The sequence below is a fragment of the Gilliamella sp. B2828 genome, from assembly GCF_026537125.1.
In the GTDB taxonomy this organism is placed as follows: Bacteria; Pseudomonadota; Gammaproteobacteria; order Enterobacterales; family Orbaceae; genus Gilliamella.
The window spans coordinates 390,845-410,892 of sequence record NZ_JAFNMU010000001.1 but is presented as its reverse complement, the minus strand read 5'-3'; the positions used below and the strand labels follow the sequence as shown (position 1 = coordinate 410,892).

General features: G+C 34.9%; 17 protein-coding genes. 5 read left to right on the top strand and 12 right to left on the bottom strand.

Annotated elements, in window-relative coordinates; genetic code table 11:
• Nucleotides 1–2 precede the first annotated feature (2 nt).
• The 8 genes from J3U19_RS01805 to tssB form a co-directional block, all read right to left on the bottom strand.
• Nucleotides 3–269 carry a PAAR domain-containing protein gene (locus J3U19_RS01805; protein WP_267339354.1) on the bottom strand — a complete coding sequence of 89 codons (267 nt, stop codon included), beginning with the start codon at nucleotides 267–269 and terminating at the stop codon, nucleotides 3–5.
• Between the two features lie 234 nt (nucleotides 270–503).
• Nucleotides 504–3,281: a type VI secretion system ATPase TssH gene (gene tssH, locus J3U19_RS01800; RefSeq protein WP_267345277.1), complete on the bottom strand. Its 2,778-nt coding sequence runs from the start codon at nucleotides 3,279–3,281 to the stop codon at nucleotides 504–506.
• An 88-nt stretch (nucleotides 3,282–3,369) separates the two neighbouring features.
• Nucleotides 3,370–3,858: an Hcp family type VI secretion system effector gene (locus tag J3U19_RS01795; protein ID WP_267339356.1), complete on the bottom strand. Its 489-nt coding sequence runs from the start codon at nucleotides 3,856–3,858 to the stop codon at nucleotides 3,370–3,372.
• A 33-nt stretch (nucleotides 3,859–3,891) separates the two neighbouring features.
• Nucleotides 3,892–5,628: an OmpA family protein gene (locus J3U19_RS01790; protein ID WP_267345276.1), complete on the bottom strand. Its 1,737-nt coding sequence runs from the start codon at nucleotides 5,626–5,628 to the stop codon at nucleotides 3,892–3,894.
• A gap of 11 nt (nucleotides 5,629–5,639) precedes the next feature.
• Complete coding sequence (gene tssL / locus J3U19_RS01785; RefSeq protein WP_267339358.1) at nucleotides 5,640–6,305, bottom strand: type VI secretion system protein TssL, short form; 666 nt, start codon at nucleotides 6,303–6,305, stop codon at nucleotides 5,640–5,642.
• A 10-nt stretch (nucleotides 6,306–6,315) separates the two neighbouring features.
• Nucleotides 6,316–7,668: a type VI secretion system baseplate subunit TssK gene (gene tssK, locus J3U19_RS01780; protein ID WP_267339359.1), complete on the bottom strand. Its 1,353-nt coding sequence runs from the start codon at nucleotides 7,666–7,668 to the stop codon at nucleotides 6,316–6,318.
• Nucleotides 7,669–7,704: 36 nt separating this feature from the next.
• Nucleotides 7,705–9,237 carry a type VI secretion system contractile sheath large subunit gene (gene tssC / locus J3U19_RS01775; RefSeq protein ID WP_267339360.1) on the bottom strand — a complete coding sequence of 511 codons (1,533 nt, stop codon included), beginning with the start codon at nucleotides 9,235–9,237 and terminating at the stop codon, nucleotides 7,705–7,707.
• A 73-nt stretch (nucleotides 9,238–9,310) separates the two neighbouring features.
• A complete protein-coding gene (gene tssB / locus J3U19_RS01770) occupies nucleotides 9,311–9,811 on the bottom strand; it encodes a type VI secretion system contractile sheath small subunit (protein WP_267339361.1) in 501 nt (166 codons plus the stop codon).
• Nucleotides 9,812–10,885: 1,074 nt separating this feature from the next.
• Between tssB and J3U19_RS01765 the strand changes: the two genes are divergently transcribed.
• Genes J3U19_RS01765 through J3U19_RS01750 form a run of 4 tightly spaced genes read left to right on the top strand, consistent with a single transcriptional unit; the run spans nucleotide 10,886 to nucleotide 14,323 of the window.
• Nucleotides 10,886–11,731 carry a metal ABC transporter substrate-binding protein gene (locus J3U19_RS01765; RefSeq protein WP_267345292.1) on the top strand — a complete coding sequence of 282 codons (846 nt, stop codon included), beginning with the start codon at nucleotides 10,886–10,888 and terminating at the stop codon, nucleotides 11,729–11,731.
• The gene (locus J3U19_RS01760) at nucleotides 11,728–12,606 is read left to right on the top strand and encodes a manganese/iron ABC transporter ATP-binding protein (protein WP_267339362.1); all 879 of its coding nucleotides are present in this window, start codon (nucleotides 11,728–11,730) and stop codon (nucleotides 12,604–12,606) included. Before J3U19_RS01765 ends, J3U19_RS01760 begins: the two co-directional genes overlap by 4 nt.
• 14 nt (nucleotides 12,607–12,620) lie before the next feature.
• Complete coding sequence (locus tag J3U19_RS01755) at nucleotides 12,621–13,490, top strand: metal ABC transporter permease (protein ID WP_416380265.1); 870 nt, start codon at nucleotides 12,621–12,623, stop codon at nucleotides 13,488–13,490.
• Nucleotides 13,487–14,323: a metal ABC transporter permease gene (locus tag J3U19_RS01750; RefSeq protein WP_267345274.1), complete on the top strand. Its 837-nt coding sequence runs from the start codon at nucleotides 13,487–13,489 to the stop codon at nucleotides 14,321–14,323. Before J3U19_RS01755 ends, J3U19_RS01750 begins: the two co-directional genes overlap by 4 nt.
• Before the next feature lie 65 nt (nucleotides 14,324–14,388).
• On the opposite strand, the gene dnaB is transcribed toward J3U19_RS01750, so the two are convergent.
• Genes dnaB through J3U19_RS01735 form a run of 3 tightly spaced genes read right to left on the bottom strand, consistent with a single transcriptional unit; the run spans nucleotide 14,389 to nucleotide 17,669 of the window.
• Nucleotides 14,389–15,813, bottom strand: coding sequence for a replicative DNA helicase (dnaB, locus tag J3U19_RS01745; protein ID WP_267339365.1), 1,425 nt, complete (start codon nucleotides 15,811–15,813; stop codon nucleotides 14,389–14,391).
• Nucleotides 15,814–15,856: 43 nt separating this feature from the next.
• On the bottom strand, nucleotides 15,857–16,648 hold the full coding sequence (gene truA / locus J3U19_RS01740) for a tRNA pseudouridine(38-40) synthase TruA (protein ID WP_267339366.1): 792 nt from the start codon (nucleotides 16,646–16,648) through the stop codon (nucleotides 15,857–15,859).
• Nucleotides 16,635–17,669 carry an aspartate-semialdehyde dehydrogenase gene (locus J3U19_RS01735; protein ID WP_267339367.1) on the bottom strand — a complete coding sequence of 345 codons (1,035 nt, stop codon included), beginning with the start codon at nucleotides 17,667–17,669 and terminating at the stop codon, nucleotides 16,635–16,637. Before J3U19_RS01735 ends, truA begins: the two co-directional genes overlap by 14 nt.
• Nucleotides 17,670–17,963: 294 nt before the next feature.
• On the opposite strand from J3U19_RS01735, the gene J3U19_RS01730 reads away from it, so the two are divergent.
• On the top strand, nucleotides 17,964–19,010 hold the full coding sequence (locus J3U19_RS01730; protein ID WP_267339368.1) for a LacI family DNA-binding transcriptional regulator: 1,047 nt from the start codon (nucleotides 17,964–17,966) through the stop codon (nucleotides 19,008–19,010).
• 68 nt (nucleotides 19,011–19,078) lie between these two features.
• Here J3U19_RS01730 and truB read toward each other — a convergent pair whose 3' ends face one another.
• The gene (gene truB, locus J3U19_RS01725) at nucleotides 19,079–19,981 is read right to left on the bottom strand and encodes a tRNA pseudouridine(55) synthase TruB (RefSeq protein ID WP_267345273.1); all 903 of its coding nucleotides are present in this window, start codon (nucleotides 19,979–19,981) and stop codon (nucleotides 19,079–19,081) included.
• Nucleotides 19,982–20,048: the final 67 nt, after the last annotated feature.

The window sequence follows — 20,048 nt, the reverse complement described above, 5'->3', positions numbered from 1 at the left end:
TATTATTCAATCTCCGAAGTACTGATTGTTGAAATCACTTTACAACCACATTCGCATAGACATTGATCTATGACAATTGCTTTCCCATCTGAAAAACACGTCTTTGAAGATTCAATAATTTTATTTACACCATGTCCTTTCTTTGGACAACTAACCAGATCACCTATTAGAGCAACAAGTTTTCCTTCTACAGTCATTGTTGAAGAAACTGAAATAACTGATCCACCATGAGTTGTGGGATCCCCCAATCGAACCACGTTTTTCCCCATTGTTTTATTCCTTAATTACTATTCCCAAAAATGTTATTTGAATTATGTTGTGATATTTACACATTTTTTCACTGTATTTTAATTCATCCTACTGTGTACAGTTTTATGCAGTATCAACAATGATTAATAAGATACATGATGCTTTTTTTATCCCGATTTTATTCTAAACTGACCAACAAGTTTGTAGACTTGTTGGTCATCAATTCTTATTTATAACTTATTTTTTTGAATGATTTATTCAGATTTTTTTTGTTTTTTTTCCGTAGTTTTAATTGGTTTTGTTTTACCCTTAGCAGATTTTTTGCTCGTTTTGACCAAATTCTGATTTACTGATGCATCAATCATTTCAAGCACGATTCCTTCTGTTTCTTTAAAATCGAGGAATAATGTTGAAGTTTTACTGTGAGTATTATTGTTTCTTTTCAATAGTAAATTTGAAATTGCAGGCAAAATTTGTTGATTTAAAATACTATCAATATTACGTGCGCCTGTATCAGGCAATAAACAAGCAGAAGTAAGTCGATCATATATTTGCTGACCAACTTTAAACTCTATTTTGTAATGTTTTCCGATACGTGAAGCAACTTTATCCAATTTCATTTTGACTATCTGCCGTAATGCTTTATCCGTTAACGGTGTATAAATGACCGTTTGGAAACGAGCTAATAACGCTGGCTGAAAATGTTCTCGTATAATAGGTCTTAATAATTCATGTTGCGTTGCAGTGTCGGCATCAGGCATTTCTTCAAAAAGTGCCATTAATTCATCACTTCCTAAATTCGACGTCATGAGTATTAAAGTATTTCGAAAATCAATTTCACGCCCTTCTCCATCACGCATAAATCCACGATCAAACACTTGATAGAATAAGTTAAGGACATCACGATGGGCTTTTTCAATCTCATCTAATAACACTACACTGTAAGGTCGTTTTCTTACTGCTTCGGTTAACACACCACCTTGACCATAACCAACGTAGCCTGGGGGAGATCCTTTAAGTTGTGATACCATATGGGGTTCTTGATATTCAGACATATTAATAGTGACAAGGGATTGCTCACCACCAAATAATGCATCTGCCAGAGCAAGGGCTGTTTCCGTTTTCCCTACGCCTGACGGACCCACCAATAAAAATACGCCCAAAGGTGCATCTTCTGAAGTCAGACCTGTCTTAGTAGCTCGAATGCGTTTTGCTAACTCAAATAAAGCATTATCCTGACCAACAATTCGTTTGCGTAAATCATCCTCAAGAACCATAAGGTGACTTTGCTCATCTTTTAATAAGCTTTCTAACGGAACACCTGTCCAGTCAGCAATAACAGAAGAAACGACTCGACTATCAACATCAAGCGATAATAATGGTCTGTTTTTTTGAAGTTTATGTAACTTTTCTTGTGTTTCAGTCAACTGAGTTGACAATTTTGGATCGGGTATAGCCGTTAATTGCTTTCTCAGCTCAATAAGTTCTTCAATGATTTTCTTTTCTTCTTCAAACTGAGTTTGTTCGGCAATTAATTGTTTATGTAAATCATCTAATTGCTTGTTAATTTCAGTCATACGTTCGGATGACTGGTTTTCACCTAATAACAAATCATCTTTAATCGCCATGTTTTCGATTGTTAATGATGCAATTTTTGCTTCAAGTTCAATGATGGATTCGGGTATGGTATCAAGGCTCATTCTTACTCTCGCTGAAGCGGTATCTAAAAGATCAACGGCTTTATCAGGAAGTTGACGACCACTAATATAACGACGTGATAACGTTACAGCAGTTTTTACTGCTTCATCCAATATGTGAACACCATGATGAATTGCATAGCATGATTTTAATCCACGTAACATAAGACAGGCTTTTTCATCATCAGGTTCATCAACTTTGACCATTTGAAAACGGCGCTCAAGTGCGGCATCTTTTTCAAAATATTGTTTATATTCTGACCATGTTGTAGCTGCAATGGTTCTTAATTCCCCTCGAGCCAAGGCTGGTTTTAATAAATTTGCCGCATCCGCACCGCCTGCCGAATTTCCTGCACCAATAATGGTATGAGCTTCGTCGATAAACAGAAGAATTGGGGGTTGTGAGTGCTGAACGGCTTCAATAACATTTTTAAGTCTCTGTTCGAATTCACCTTTAACACCTGCACCGGCTTGCAATAAGCCTAAATCAAGGGATAATATACTCACCTCTTTAAGATTATTTGGTACATTGCCTTCTGCTATTCGTAATGCTAACCCTTCAACCAAAGCAGTTTTACCTACACCTGGCTCACCCACTAAAATTGGATTGTTTTTTCGGCGACGAGATAAAATATCAACCATCTGCCTGATTTCTTTATCACGACCTAATACAGGATCAATTTTACCTGCTTTGGCCTTGTCTGTAACATTTTCAGTAAAACGACTTAATACAGCTTGATGATGTTTCTGCTGAAGAGCTTTATTCTCTTCTTTTGCCCCTTCAACTTGGGTTATTTGCGAATGATGACCTGAATTTTGTGGCTCATTTTCGTTTTGTAAACCATCATTAGAATCATTCAATGGACTTTCATCGGACTGTTCATCTAAATTTGAACGGAGTTCCTTTAAAGAAACTGGTGTTAATCTAAGAAGTTGCCATGCATCTTGCGCTTTTAAACATTGTGGCATTTCTTGTAATACTTGCAGGATATGAAGAGATCGAATTGTTTCTTCATGATCTTCTAATGAAGCTTTCAACCATGCTGCTTGCAATACAGCAATAAGTGATGATGATAAACTAGGTTTATTATTTATGGTATGGGGTAATGCATCAAGGAAGCTAAGTAGTCCTTGCCAAATTTTATCCATATCAAGTTGATAATGCCTTGCTATGATTGTAATATCACCAGATCCTTGCTCTAATAGTTTCAACAACCAATGTTCAAGTGTGATTTCAGTATGGGCGCGGGTTTGACATAACTCCGCTGCCGCTTCTAGTGATTTTGCACAGTAAGGGTTCAGTCGCCTTAATAAAATAGATGGATCGGCAATCATTACTATTCCTTTTATTATATATTGATCTCTAATCGTTATTCCCAAAGATGCTGATCCTTAAGTCAGGAAAGGATCAGCAAATATTTAATTACGCTCGACTTTCTACCCAGCTATCTGAGTGGATGATGTTGCCATCTTTATAAGTCCAGGTAATTTTTTCATAACGAAGTTCAACACGCTCTAAATGATTGTATTGTTCTTTTGATGGGTCTTTGATATTGTGCATTTCTGGTTTCACAGACACTACTTTTACGCCATCCATAAACGTATTAAAATACTCAACTTCTTGACCTGCATCGTTAATTTTGTACCATTTGATCTCAACTGATTTTAAGTTTTGACCAGTAGTCACTGCTTTGTAAAGATAAGGTGATGAAGCATCGACTTCTTTAACAAACTCAAGTGCTTTATGAACACGTGTACCTGTTAATTTACCCGTGTTGCCATCTGTTGGGATGTACACTTTATGGTCAAATTCAACAAGTTCAACACTACCTTCACGGCCAACTACGGTTACAGATCCTTTGATTTCCGCACCACCGTCATCTTTTAAGAACATATATGCTGGAACAGCCATTGTTTTACTCCTTTTTTGTTTTAGTTAAATCCCTTAGTTTTCTTTTGTCATAATGCAATTTGACATTTGAGGAACTAAGCTTATTTCTACACGTCGATTTTTGGCACGATTCTCTACAGTATCGTTATCAACCAACGGTTTTTTTGAGCCATACCCTTGTATGGCAAAACAGGTTTCAGGCATGTCGCTTGTTTTCATGAACCAATTTCTAACCGAAATAGCACGATCTAATGATAATTGTATATTTTTGTCCTCATTACCGGTGGAATCGGTATGTCCACCTATTAAGATAAGCCATCCTGTTTCCTGATTGGTATTGATTTGTTTTTGCATTTCGACTAAAGCATTGATCAGTATTTTGGTCGAATCTGGTTTTAAATTTGATTGACCTGTTTCGAATAATGACAAGCTATCCAAACGTATTACCATCGGTAATACCACCTGAGGTTCTTTCACTTCTGGAGGTTTAGCAACGTAATTACTGATTGCAATATTTAACGGTTCTATGAGCTGTTGACCGTGGTATAATCCAACACTTAGGCGTACAGGTTCACCTTGTGAGAAATACTTATTCAACATTATTCTGTCGTTTTTTAAAATTTCTAATGCTTTTCGTTTTTCTTCATAATTATCCATAGCGATGGAATTATAAAAAACGATATCACTTTCAACTTGCTTAGCCAGTTTTATATTATTTTTAAATGATGCCCCTAAACATCCCATAATAAATAAGGAAGTTATAATCAGTAAACCACAGATCATTGAGCTAATAGGAGAAAACGGATATGCAATTGGCATATACTTTACTAAATCATCTGGAGGACTGACGTTTTCTTGTATCTTTCGAGTATTAGGGAGCGTCATGGTTGTAAGACTTTCCCATTGAATTTGAATGATATTATTATTCACTGTCTCTTGATTAACAGGGTAAATAGCCGCGGCAACTGGCATACATTTCGCTACAGGCTGTTTAGAATCAGCTAATGTTGACAATACGACTTTTTCAATCCAATCTTTTGTTTCATTTAAAAAAGCTTGAAGACTTAATCGACGTTCTCTTTCCTTTGTTGAAATTTTACTGTCATTAATCCAACTGGTTATTGGAGATAAATAACGATCGAGCAAGTACAAATTGTGGTTTTTAACTTGAAACCATTGAGGAGGAATCGATTCAACTTCATCATAAATTAAATCATTGAATCCAATATGTACCGATAAGTAAACCGGTAATGAATATTTTGCAATTTTACTTGTATCAACCCAAGATTGACGAAAAGCTTGCAATTTTGCTATCAATATCCCTTGTTCATTCTCAATTTCGGGGATCAAAGCTAAAAAAATTCCTATCCTGCCCAGCATATCAGGCCATTTAGCGATTAATGAATCATAAACTATTGGCAAGTGCGAATATTCATCTACATAGATCCAAACGGCTTCAGATAAAACTAAGATATTAGAGTGAGCTAAAGATAGATCATCAGGGAAAAAATCTTTCGCCCCACTTCCTGTTACTAATAAAATAGGCAGACGATATCGCTGTTTTGCCGGTAGTAAATCAAGTTTTTCAGTTAAAAATGCAATATTTGTTGTCGATGAAGCAAGTACTTTTCGATAGCGCTTCATTCGCCATAATATGCCCATAGCTATAACTACCACTAAAGCTGATCCTATAAGCTGCCAACCGATTGATATTGGTAAGAAAACAAATAACAATAATAAGCTTAAGACAGCAGCATGAATAATTACAATACGCTTAGGATAATCGCTCATAAAACCCCTTTTTAACCAATAAGCGAATCAATTAAATTATCAAGTTGATTATTCAAAATAAAATAGAGTGAGATCACACAAATAAAAGACAATGCTGTTAAAGATAAAAGCAAAGTCTTTCGTCCCCAATAACGATGATCCGGAGCTTGTTCAATAAGCGGATGCGATTGCTCTGGTTCAAATTCACACAAGGCTTCTCGAAGCGCTAATATAAGATTATCTCTTTCTGCTTGCGCTTTTCCCAAATAACATCCCTGGAATCCAAGCCCTAATACCCTATCAAAGCAACTTAGAACAATTTCCTCTTTTTTATCATCTTTTAAACGACTACGAATTTTTTCAAACAAATCATAACCTGCATTATTAGTATTAAAATAGATGACTTGTAGCGGTTCACCTAGCCATTCACCATAGCCTTGATCACTTGGATTATCTCTTTGATAAAGTAAAACTGTTTCATCTAATAATGCACACAACGCATAGCTAATATCATCTATAACATCTTGTTTATATTGGGCATTATATAAACTTTCACGAACACGTTTGATTTGTTCTTTACAATGTTCATACAGTTTATGCCCTGATGGAATTTTTGCTTTTGCTTTTAACTCAACAACCACTAATATTGAGTCACGCAATAGTTCATCGATAACAATTTTTTTTGGTTCTATATTCATTACTCTAACCCTATGATCTCAGTACTGCGAAAAGTTCTAATGAAATATCTGGCATTGCCCGTGGAACGTAAAATTCGCAACATCTAGCAAGCAACATTTTTTTTGCTGAACTATGAGACAAATCCAGAGCAAAATATTGGTTTTCTAACCGAAAAGGTATTGCTGCTGGAACATGATTTAATGCTTTAATCGGAATACCTGAAAGTGCTGAATGTATAATTTGTCTAACATCATCAGGTGCCCCGGCTTTACACAGTATCGGGAATTGTGAATTTAGTTCATGGCCAGGCAAACTTGAACGAACTGACAGGTAGAAATCTGCATCCTCAACCAGGCGTGAATCATTCAATCGACCAGTCCATAAGGTATCTTGATCATGTACCAAATCAATTTTAATTACACGTGAAGGTAAACTTTCTTCTAATACATTACGCACCAATTCAAAAAGTGGAGGGAAAACCTTATTAAGATTATCATGCTGATAAGCAGGAATATCATTAACACTATGTACTAATGAAAAAGTCAATAAAGAACCGGTAAACGCTACTAAAGTTCGATAAAGACATTCAGGATGAGTTGTTGGATTATCGCGTAAAAATTTAAGCTGAGGTTCATATGAACTCAATGCATTGAGAAGCCAAAATAAAGAAACATCCGCTATTTCAAAATCAGCAATTTGTTGATTTCGCTCATGGCGCATACCGAGTAAATGTTGACGTTTGGCTTCCATCTGAGTGCATAAAAGATCTAATTCTTTCAGTAGTGAGCCACTTTGTGTTAAAAGATTTAATATTGGCGGAATGTATTGTGAATCGAGAACAAATCGACCGTTAAGATCACGTTTCAAACGAGCAATTGGACAGGTTACATAATCACTATTATCTTCAAAATCAAATAAGAAGGTCAATGCATAACGTTCTACAGCAATGGTTTCAGTGTTTTGACCAAAAAGATCGGGTACTTCAACCCACTCTTTTCGATAACGAAGGGGTCTTTCTAAACGTTGATTATCTTGTAGACAATTCCCACCATTAGCATTTAATAATGGAATTCCGATTAAAACAATGAACTCATTGAGTTCAACAGGAATATTGGCATTTAGCATTCTTGCTTCTGGCAAATTATCAGCAATATCAGTATCCACAACTACACCATCATTAAACTGAATGCTGATCGATTCAGCTTTAAGACGGTCTATTAAAAGCGCTTGTGTATCAATATTTATTTTTTTAACGCCCCACGGATTAGCTACTAACATAGCCATTAAGTTTTGTGAGGAGTATTGCCGCCATAATTCTTGTTGTTGGAATTGCTGAGGCGTCAGAAAGACGCCTTCATTCCATAAAGGACGAAATATTTTCATTTATCCTAAGGCTCCAGTTTTTTCCTATAATCGATATTAATTTTTAGCTTTTGGCATTTGTGAAACCATTGATAAATTAATATCCATACCTTCTATCTGGAAATGAGGAACTAAAAATGTTTTAACACGGAAAAATCCTGGATTATCCTCGATGTCTTCAACAATTACTTTTGCTTCTCGTAATGGGTGCGATGCTTGAACTTCATCACTTGGATCGGTCATTTCTGTAACAAGATTACTAATCCATTTATTGAGTTCAAGTTCGAGTACACGGCGATCTTTAGTTGCACCAATATTCTCACGCTGAATTACTTTAAGATAATGAGCTATACGTGATAATAAGAAAATATACGGTAAACGAGAATTAATACGGCTATTTGCCGTTGCCTCTTTGGTATCATAAAGTGCTGGTTTTTGTGTTGAATTAGCAGAGAAGAAACATGCATAATCTCTATTTTTATAAAAAGATAACGGTATAAAACCTAAATTAGCAAATTCAAATTCTCGAGTTTCAGGAATAAGAACTTCCGTTGGAATTTTAACTTGATTACCGGTTCCTAAATCATAAAGATGAATTGGTAAGTCTTCAACTAATCCCCCAGCTTGTGGACCACGAATTTGAACACACCAACCATTACGAACAAAACTTTGTGCCATATTTGCTGCAAAAGCATAAGATGCATTAGCCCAAAGATAACGATCATGATCAAGACCTTTAACATCTTCAATATAGTTAAAACTACGCACTGGAACAGTATCAGGTCCATATGGTAAACGTGCTAATACACGAGGTAAAGTTAACCCAACATAACGTGAGTCATCGGTTTCTCGAAAACTGTTCCATTTTGTATATTCCGCACGATCAAAATAGTTTCCAATATCTTTGATCGCCGCAACTTCTTCCATGGTCTCTTTACCAAAAAATTTCGCTCCAGCAGAGCCAATGAATGGCATATGCGCTGATGCTGCAACTTTAGAAATGTTACGTAATAATGCGATATCCTGTGAACTACGATCAAATTCATAATTTGATATGGTTACGCCAATCGGTTCGCCGCCTGGTGTATCATATTCCTGAATATAAGTATGTCTGAAAAACCCTGTTTGGGAAATTTCAGGTGCATCTTCAAAATCTTGACGAAGATCTTCTTTAGATACATCTAGTAGTTCAATTTTCACATTTTGACGGAAGTCAGTACGATCAACTAAAAATTTTAAACCGCGCCAAGTTGCTTCAATTTCTTGAAAAGTCTCATTATGCATTACAACATCAAGTTGACGGCTGATTTTTTGATCTATTTGACTGATATGATAATCAAGTAAATGCTTATCTAATTTTTCGATTTTTTGAGATGAACCTTGTATTAGCTGAAGTAAAATATTAACGGCCATCGTAACTCGTTCATCTTGTGAAGTTTCAAACAAAACTTCGTTATCTTCATATTTATCGATGTCGCTAACTTTTTTAATAGTATTTAAATTTATTTTATCAAATAAAGATTGGTAAACACTTCCTGTTTCCTGCAAAACTGTCTCCACAGCAGCTTTATTCTCTTGCTTTTGTTCCATTGTTTTCTCTCGTAATACTTAGCTATAACATACTAATTTATCATTAATTTTTGAAATAATTCTTATAAAGAAACTACTTTGTACTTTCAGACACAATTGATTCTAATTCAGCCCGTAGATCATCAGATAATTGTTCATCCTTAACGATTTTTTCAAGTTCATAACGGAATGTTGCATTATCCAGTAAATTAGATTTTAAATCTCTGAGTAAATTACGCATTGCAAGTAAAGAACGTAATTGAGGGATCTTCTTAGCGACTTGTTCTGGAGAGAAATCATTCATGGATTCAAAAGAGAGATGAACACTGACATCACTACCATCATCAGAAAGCGTATTAGGAACAGAAATTTTCGCTTCAGGTTTAAAGTCTTTTAACACTGCATCAAAATTATTCTTGTTGATAGACACTTTTTCTTTTTCTGAAAGCGTGCGTTTATCTTTACCTCGACCATAATCACCAACAGATAAAATTTTTAACGGTAATTCAACTTTCTTTTTGGCCCCACCTGTATGCAGATCGAGTTCAATATTGACACGTGCGGCAGGTACTTCATTTTGATAACTATTAGACATTTTAATTCCTTAATTTCCCTATATTTTATAAATCTTAGCATCGAGATCAATTATTGATCCGTTTCTGTTTGGAATTTACACTAATTAATATCAATTTACAACCTTCATGACTAATTTTATTTAACATTTTTTTAGAAGTAAAAGTTCTTATTTCATTTGAATCCAAATAAAATCTACGAACTCACTGTTAATATTAGGTTTTTTTTTAGTAAAGAATAAGAAAAACTTAATTCTTCTTTATTTAATTTCACATGATAAAAATTCATGTGATAGCTTCAATTAGTAATATCGTTTTTTAAAAAAACATTTTTTATAAATTGACTTGATAAATTGCATTTCATTTTTAATGAAGGCAACGTTTTGTAGAAATGTGTTGAAAAAGTTGGATAAATTTATTAGAAATGTTACTTTTAATTTTAGAATGATTTATCTAGGCTTTTAAAATCGATGTCCGTTTTAATTCTACTTTTGATCAGATAGAGTTAATTTTTATTAAATAATTGAGACTTATTCAATAATTTGTTTAGGTTGATCATCTTGTGATTTTAATTGTTTATAGCTTAAAAAATAATGATTACTGTCATTATTATTTCTGCTAAAAAATAAGGTTAAATTATTAACAAATCATCACAAATGAAAAGATAGTATTCATAAGAAAAATTTTTATCTTGGTTAATCTTTAATCCATTAAGATATCCTTTTTTATCATATCTATCATTCATATAGATAGAACAAACTACTTTTAATTTAAATTTTATATACAATAATTTATCTTTCAAACTTGCATTGTATAACTTAGGAAACTTTAAAAAATTTGACTTTTACTTATTTAATGATAATAATTCTCATTATTATTTAATGCAGTGAAATTTTTTAAATAAATTTAATACCAAAGAATTATCAGTAAAATGGATTTTACTTTTTTAAATCATAAAACCTCTCACTGATTTTCTGTATTTTGCTTCACTTTGGTTATATATCAAACAACAGGAGTCGCTAATGAAGTTTACGTTTTTTAAACGACGCAAAACCTTACTATCAGTAATACTATCCTCTTTGCTTGCTTTAACAGGTATGTCCGAGTCTTCAGCAGCAGAAAAAAAATTTAAAGTTGTTACAACATTTACAATCATCCAAGATATTGCTCAAAATGTTGCTGGGGATGCTGCAACCGTTGAATCAATCACTAAAGTAGGGGCTGAAATACACGAATATGATCCGACGCCGCAAGATATTACTAAAGCTCTTTCAGCCGATTTAGTTTTATGGAATGGACTTAATTTGGAACTTTGGTTTAAACGTTTTTTTGAAGATATTAAAGATGTTCCATCAGTTATTGTGACAAAAGGCATCGAACCAATGCCAATTCAAGAAGGAAGTTATAAAGGTAATCCAAATCCTCATGCATGGATGTCACCAACACTTGCCTTAACTTATATTGAAAACATTCGAGCCGCCCTTGTTAAGTATGATCCTAAAAATGCTTCTGTCTATAATAAAAATGCGCAGAATTATGTTGCTAAAATTAAAGTACTTGATGCCCCATTGCGTGAGCGTTTAGCTAAAATTCCAGAAACGCAACGTTGGTTAGTAACAAGTGAAGGAGCCTTTAGCTACCTTGCTCGTGATTACAATTTAAAAGAAGCGTATTTATGGCCAATTAATGCCGAACAACAAGGTACGCCAAAGCAAGTTAAAAATCTTATTGATTTAGTTAGATCGAATAAAATTCCAGTTATTTTTAGTGAAAGTACCATTTCTGATAAACCCGCGAAGCAAGTCAGTAAAGAAACAGGAGCGAAGTATGGAGGTGTGCTTTATGTTGATTCGCTTTCCAAAAAAGAGGGGCCTGTTCCAACCTATATTGACCTTTTGAAGGTTACGGTTGAAACCATAGCTCAAGGATTTGAAAAATCATGACACAAATATGCTTGAACGTTGATGATATTACAGTGACTTATAATAATAGTCACACTGCAATTCATAATGCCAGTTTCCGTCTTAATGGTGGTACCATTTGTGCTCTGGTGGGAGTGAATGGTAGCGGTAAATCCACATTATTTAAGAGTATTATGGGCATGATTCGTCCAACCCGAGGACAAGTAACATTTAATGATATTTCGGTTGCCCAAGCATTGAAGCAAAATATCATAGCTTATGTTCCGCAAACAGAGGAGGTTGATTGGGATTTTCCTGTTTTAGTTTCGGATGTCGTTATGATGGGTCGTTATGGTCATATGTCTTTTTTTCGCATCCCAAGTAAAGAAGATAAAAAACAGGTTGATATTGCACTCGAACGCGTCAATATGCTGGAATTTAAGCATCGCCAAATAGGTGAGTTATCAGGAGGTCAAAAAAAAAGGGTTTTTTTAGCGAGAGCTTTAGCACAACAAGGTAAAGTATTATTGCTTGATGAACCATTTACAGGCGTTGATGTAAAAACTGAAAATGCCATTATCGATTTGCTGAAAGATTTGAGAAAAGAAAATCATCTTATTTTAGTTTCTACCCATAATTTAGGCAGTGTGCCAGAATTTTGCGATCAAGTCGTGTTAATTAATCAAACCGTATTGGCTTTCGGACCAACCGAAACGACCTTTACCCCTCAAAATTTGATGACGACCTTCGGTGGTGCGTTACGTTATCTAAGTTTATCTGGCGAAAAATTACACCAAGATGAAGATCCTCGTAAGGTATCCATCTTAACCGATGATGAGCGTGCGGCAATTTTTTATGGAGAAGGTAAAGATGATTCACCACACCAAGATCTGTTGGTCGATGATCAGCAAAATTAAGCAAAAGGATGACAATAATGGAATTCTTTCTTGAACCATTTAGCTATAACTTTATGCTTAAAGCCATTTGGGTTAGTAGCATTGTTGGGGCTTCTTGTGCTTTTTTATCAGCGTTTCTTATGTTGAAAGGTTGGTCATTAATGGGCGATGCATTATCCCATTCGGTGGTCCCTGGTGTTGCAGGTGCTTATGCGCTGGGTTTACCTTATTCGATCGGCGCTTTTTTTACAGGATTACTTGCTGCCTTATCTATAACTTTCGTCCGTGCCCTTACTCGCTTAAAGGAAGATGCCATTATTGGCTTTATTTTCTCGACTTTTTTTGCAATTGGACTATTAATTATTTCACTAAATCCAACTTCAGTTAATGCCCAAACGATTATTTTTGGGAATATTTTAGGCATTGATGATAGTGATATGTGGCAGGTACAGATTATTATTTTGGTTTCTTTAATTTTGTTATTATTTTTTTGGAAAGATCTGTTAGTGGTATTTTTTGACGAAACCCATGCACGCTCAATAGGTCTAAAGCCATTACATCTCAAAATTCTTTTTTTCACTATTTTAAGTGCTTGTACCGTCGCAGCCTTGCAAACCGTTGGAGCGATTTTGGTGATTGCTATGGTGGTCACTCCCGGAGCAACAGCCTATTTGCTTACTAATCGATTTTCTAAACTGTTAATGATTTCCGTCGTAATTGGTGCGTCAACCAGCGCCATTGGGGCTTATTTTAGTTACTTTTTGAATGGTGAAACAGGGGGTGTTATTGTCACGCTACAAACTTTGGTTTTCCTAATGGTATTTTTGTTTGCACCAAAACAAGGTTTAATATCAAACCGTTTACGAATAAGGCAAAGCCGTTTGAATAACGGGGGAAATCTATGATAGATATATTGGAATATCTTTATTACCCTTTTACTCTTCCTCTTATGCAACGTGCTATTTTAGCTGCACTTTCAACAGGTATTGTTTGTGCGCTTCTTTCATGTTTTTTGGTATTAAAAGGCTGGTCTTTAATGGGAGATGCAATATCGCATGCCGTATTACCTGGCATTGTGCTTGCCTATTTAGCTGGTATTCCAATTATCCTCGGTGCATTTGCATCGGGATTATTGTGCTCAGTTGCCACTGGCTATATTAAAGAAAATAGCCGGATAAAAGAAGATACAGTAATGGGAATTGTGTTTTCGGGAATGTTTGCGTTCGGATTAGTGTTGTTTTCAAAAGTAGATACATCACAGCATTTAAATCATATCTTATTTGGCAGCGTGCTCGGTACCAGTTATGATGATTTAAAACAAATTATATTAATTGCAGCGATAATATCAACAATAATAATCATTAAGCGTCGTGATCTACTTCTGTATTGTTTCGATCCAGTACAAGCCAAAGTTGTCGGTTTATCTGTAAAATTATTACATTATGGTTTACTTTGTGTTTTGGCTTTAACTATCGTCAGCTCTTTAAAAACGGCTGGAGTGATATTAGTGATTGCAATGCTGATAGCACCTGGTATTATTGCATTTTCGTTGACTAAATGTTTTGAAAAAATGCTGTTGATAGCAGTAATTGTTTCGATATTTGCAACGGTTGTCGGTACGCTCATTAGTTTTTACTTTGACGCATCGTCCAGTGCGTGTATTGTAATTTTGCAAGCTGTTATCTTTCTTGCAGTACAAGTCTGCCAATTTATTATAAGAAAAAATATAACGCATTAATTAAGAATACATTATCTATAGCGTGAGTATAAGTGTGCTCACGCTACCTTTCTGATAATCGGCAATTATTCATCATCCATATATTTACTGGAATCGGCATAATTATCAAATCGAGAAAATTGACCTTGGAATTTTAAGCGAACTTTACCAATTGGTCCGTTTCTCTGTTTACCTAATATAATTTCAGCAATCCCTTTATGTTCAGATGCTTCATTATAAACTTCGTCACGATAAATAAACATAATTACGTCAGCATCTTGTTCAATGGATCCCGATTCACGTAAATCTGAATTAACTGGTCGTTTATCCGCTCGTTGTTCTAAACTACGGTTTAGCTGTGATAGCGCTACTACTGGTATTTGTAACTCTTTTGCTAACGCTTTTAATGAGCGAGAAATTTCGGCAATTTCTAAAGTTCGGTTTTCAGAAATATTGGGTACACGCATCAACTGTAAATAATCGACCATAATCATACTTAAACCTTTATGTTCACGATAAATACGTCTAGCCCGTGAACGCAATTCCATTGGTGTTAAACCTGATGAATCATCAATATAAATATTTTTCTTTTCGAGTAAAAGTCCCATCGTGCTCGAGATTCTTGCCCAGTCATCATCTTGCAATTGTCCTGTTCGAATACGTGTTTGATCAACCCGCGATAATGAGGCAAGCATACGCATCATTATCTGTTCAGAGGGCATCTCTAAACTGAATATTAATACAGGTTTTTCTTGCGTCATTGCCGCATTTTCGCATAAGTTCATTGCAAATGTGGTTTTACCCATTGATGGTCTGGCAGCAATGATGATTAAGTCTGAACTTTGTAACCCAGCGGTTTTTTTATCTAAATCAATATAACCTGTTGAAACACCTGTCACACCGTCATGTGGACGTTGAAATAGTTCTTCAATTTTAGCAACCGTTGCTTCAAGCACTTCAGTAATGCTTTTAGGACCATCGCCCTGCTTTGTTCGACTTTCAGCAATTTGAAAGATTTTACTTTCTGCTAAATCTAATATTTCAGTACTGTCTCGACCTTCTGTAGCATAACAATTATCTGCGATTTCATTTGAAGCACTGATTAATTCGCGCAAAATCGCCTGTTGTCGAATAATCTCACTATAAGCAACCACATTAATCGCACTTGGCGTATTTTTAGAAAGCTCAGCTAAGTAAGCAAATCCCCCCACATCCGTTAATAGATCTTTGCTTTCTAAGCTTTCTGATAAAGTAATTAAATCTATCGGTGTACCTTTGCTTATCAGCGAATGCATTTCAGAAAAAATCAGTTGATGATGGCGCGAATAAAAATCGCGATCCATAATCATTTCAGCAACCGTATCCCAACGTTGATTATCAAGCATCAAACTACCAAGCACAGCTTGTTCTGCCTCAATTGAATGCGGAGGCATCTTGATGTTATGTAGATTTGATTTTTTCGCCTCTTGATTTCTTGAATTTCTGTTTAAGCTTGTTTCATCTTTGTTCATTACGTTCATCTTTTTAATCTAATTCATCATTAAGCTTATTGGCTTACGCTAAAAATAATGGTCCTAATGCGAGATTAGGTATTTGATACTCACTAGGATAATCCACTTGTACTAAATATAAACCTTCAGGTTTTGCTGTTGCTGCTGCTTGAGTCCTGTCTTTTACGCGTAGAAGTTCATCAATCCATTTTGGTGGTTTATTGCCTACCCCAACTTCAAGTAAACTACCTACTATATTGCGAACCATATGGTGAACAAATGCATTCGCTTTGATATCAACGAGGATATACTCACCCTTCCTTATTACTTCAATATGATGAACATTTCTCCAAGGTGTTCGTGATTGACATTGTGCCGCTCTAAATGATGAAAAATCATTTTCACCTAATAGATATTGTGCAGCTTGATTCATCAATGTCTCATTTAAAGGTAAATAATAGTGCGATACACCTTTAGCTAAAATTGCTGGGCGATAACGGTTATTATAAATGATATAACGATAACGCCGAGCTGTTGCGCTAAACCGAGCATGGAAACTATCATCGACAACTTGAGACCAGCGAACAGCGATATTTACCGGTAAATGTGCATTGACCCCCATTGTCCAAGCTGTTTGGGATCGTCTAGCTTGGGTTTCAAAATGCACTACTTGTCCTGTCGCATGCACACCAGCATCAGTCCGACCTGCGCAAAACAAATTGATGGGTTCATTGGCGACAATCGACAAGGCTGATTCTAATTTTGCTTGGATAGAATCAACCGATTGCTGACGCTGCCACCCAAAATAGCCACTGCCATCATACTCAATTCCTAATGCAATTTTAGAGGTAGTCATTAATTAAGATCTCAAGGGTCTCAATCAACATTAATGCCCCTAAATAGCGGACATTGTCAGCTACTGACCAAAATTGAATTTGTTCATAATGCCCATAACTGTGTCGTAAATTAGCCAATTTAATTGTTAACTGAGATTCGGATTCAGGGCTAACTTCTGTTACTGGTGTTGGTAAGTTATCTTCATGTACTTCAACACCATATTCACCAAATCGCGCCATATCCAATTCAATAGGTAAACTGCTCGATACATTAATTGCTTGGGCAAGCCCATAAAATACTGGTACCACAACAGATTCGATCGATACAGGTAAATCATAATTATTAAGGACTTTGCGAATTTGGTTAATTTGTGATTTTTCACCTAATGCCATATCATCACGTTCATGTGATATTGGTAATAAATTAAAAGCCAATTGTTTATCAAATAACGCATTATCAACTGGCATGCCATTAAGCAAACGTGCACTTTGCCCTGCTAATTCATCAACACCAGGCTTACCATAGAGTGATGCTGGGATAAAACTGGTTGCATGTAAGTTAGTGAGTAAGTCAGTATCGGTTAACGATGCCACACAACGCAATAACTGGCATACTGTTGCGCTTGCTACAGCAACAATATTATCATTACGATATTCAGTTAACACATTGTTATTCACTTTTGGCACAATTAAAGGAATATGATCTTGAGTCGCAAAATAACCACTGGCATCAATAACAACACAACCAGAATCAGTCACTACTTGCGCATATTTTTCACTGGTCTCAGCCCCAGCAACAAAAAAGGCAAAATGACACTGACTCCAATCCATTTGTGCACCATCAATAACAGTTAAGTTTTTACCCGCAAAGCGAACAATTTCACCCGCGCTGTTATCACTTCCAACTAAATAAAGATTTTCAATTTGTAAATTATGTTTTTGTGCCTCGTCTGTTTGAACACAATGTTGTTGTAACAATTCAATTAGCGCAGAACCGACTTGTCCTGTCGCACCGACAATAGCAATATTCCATGCAGACATATTTAATAACCCAAATAAAAAAGTTTAGTGGTAATTATATCACTATATCGTAAATATAGCGGTAAAAGATATTTTGCCATGATATTGGCATTTGTTCTCGTTAGCCTCGTTCATATAAAAGGAATTGATTAGACTTGATTTTTAGAAAAACTTAACATTCATTTTTAATTATTTTTTTATTATCTCTAATAAATTTTTTGGAATATTGATCGACAAAAAAGATCTTTTCCAGTTACTAATTGAATAATCATCGCTAAATTAGACAATTATAAAACACATTCAAAATCATCTATTATGGCAAAAAAAACATTATCCACCATTGCTAAACAAGCCAATTTATCCATTGCTTCCGTGTCGAGAGTTTTAAAAAAACCGCATTTAACTTCTCCCATAACACAATCGAAAGTTTATCAAGCTATTGAAGAGCTCAATATTGATATTCATAAAAATTTTAAATCACGTAATGATCATCATGATAGTAATAAAATATTGGTACTCGACAATCAATTTATTACAAGAACACACATTAACTTTGGTTTAGAGCAAACATTGACTAAAGCGGGTTTTGTAACTTTTTACTTTCGTTTTCCCTATCATACGAGACAAGATATTCATTATCTAATTAAATATATTAGTCAACATTCTTTTGCGGGTATTTTAGTCATTAATGACGCACCTTATTTGCAGGAGCTGGAAAAGTTTAAAAAAGTTTTACCGCCTATTGTTTTAATTAATCACTTTTCCCTCAACTTTATATGTGTTCATTTTGATCATTTAGTAATTGGACATCAAATAACCCAATATTTATTAAGTAATTCTCATACTAAAATTGCGGTTCTATATAATGACAAAAATAAAGCCAGTTCGACGCTTTTCTTACAAGGTTATAAACAAGCTTTGTTAAGAGCAAATTTAATCGTTAACAAAGACTATCTTATTGAAGATTGTTTTACTTATGAGCATGGCAAAGCAGCAGTTAAACAATTAATAAATAGTAATAGTCCTCCTACTGCTGTTATCTGTTGTGATCATATCAATCTAAATTATTTAGATGAACAATGTCAAAAATCAGAGTTTTTTTCAACACATTATAATGTCATTTTAGGTGCATTACATCAGGCTAAGGAAAGTGAAATCCAATTGCCTAAACCGCTTACAATAACGTACCTTAGCCACTCAACAGATAGACAATATAATGAATTAGATAAACTAAGTCGAATTAATAAACCCCTGTATAAAATGGGGCAAGAAGCAGCAACATTGCTTTGCCACTATATATTAAATAAATTGGCATCAACTAAACATTACCATATTATTGATACTGAGGCATTTTTTTATTAAAAATTCAAACCATACCGTGTTAATATAATTCAATATAGTCTATTAATTCGATAAAGCATTATTAAACATTACGAAGTTGATATTAAGCGTTTTGGCGATAATTTATTAAACAGCTGTATACCTGCTCCAATGAATTGTTCATCTTGATAGATTCTTACCAATGTTTCGACTGGTTTACAATTATCAAGTTCAATTGTTCGCCCCAGTAAAATATCATTACCTTGAGCATGCGTCAGTATCACTTTTGGACAATCTTGTAATGGGCTATCAACAGCCATTAAGAATTGTTCTTTATCGATCATATCTTCTAATGTTTCTAATGTGACCATATTTTCAATAGGATAATTGGATACTTGTAAACGTCTTAAATAAATAACATGTGCACCACAACCAAGACGTTCACCCAAATCATCAACAATGGTGCGAATATAAGTTCCTTTTGAACAATGTATCTCTAACGTCAATTCATTTTTTTTATCATCAAATTGAATAAATTGATTTTTATATACAGTGATAGGCCTAGCTTGGCGTTCAATCACAATACCTTGACGAGCATATTCATAAAGTGGCTTACCTTGATGTTTTAATGCTGAAAACATGGTTGGTACTTGTAAAATATCACCACGAAAATGCGTCAAAGCTTGATTAATTTGTAATTCGGATACCTCAACAGGTCTGGTACACACAATCTGACCATCTGCATCAGAAGTGTCCGTTCGTTCACCAAGTTTAGCAATAACACGATAACACTTGTCAGAATCTAACAAGTATTGAGAAAATTTGGTTGCTTCACCAAAGCAAATTGGTAACATTCCCGTTGCTAATGGATCAAGCGCTCCGGTATGTCCTGCTTTTTTTGCTTTAAACAGTCGTTTTACTTTTTGCAGTGCATCGTTTGACGTCAGACCTTGTGGTTTATCTAGCAATAAAACGCCGTGAAGATCACGGCGAGTTTTTTTTATGTTTATCATCTTTTTATACTGAAACGTATAGTTAACCTGAAACTTCTTTACAAAAAATTAGAAGTTATTTTTAAAA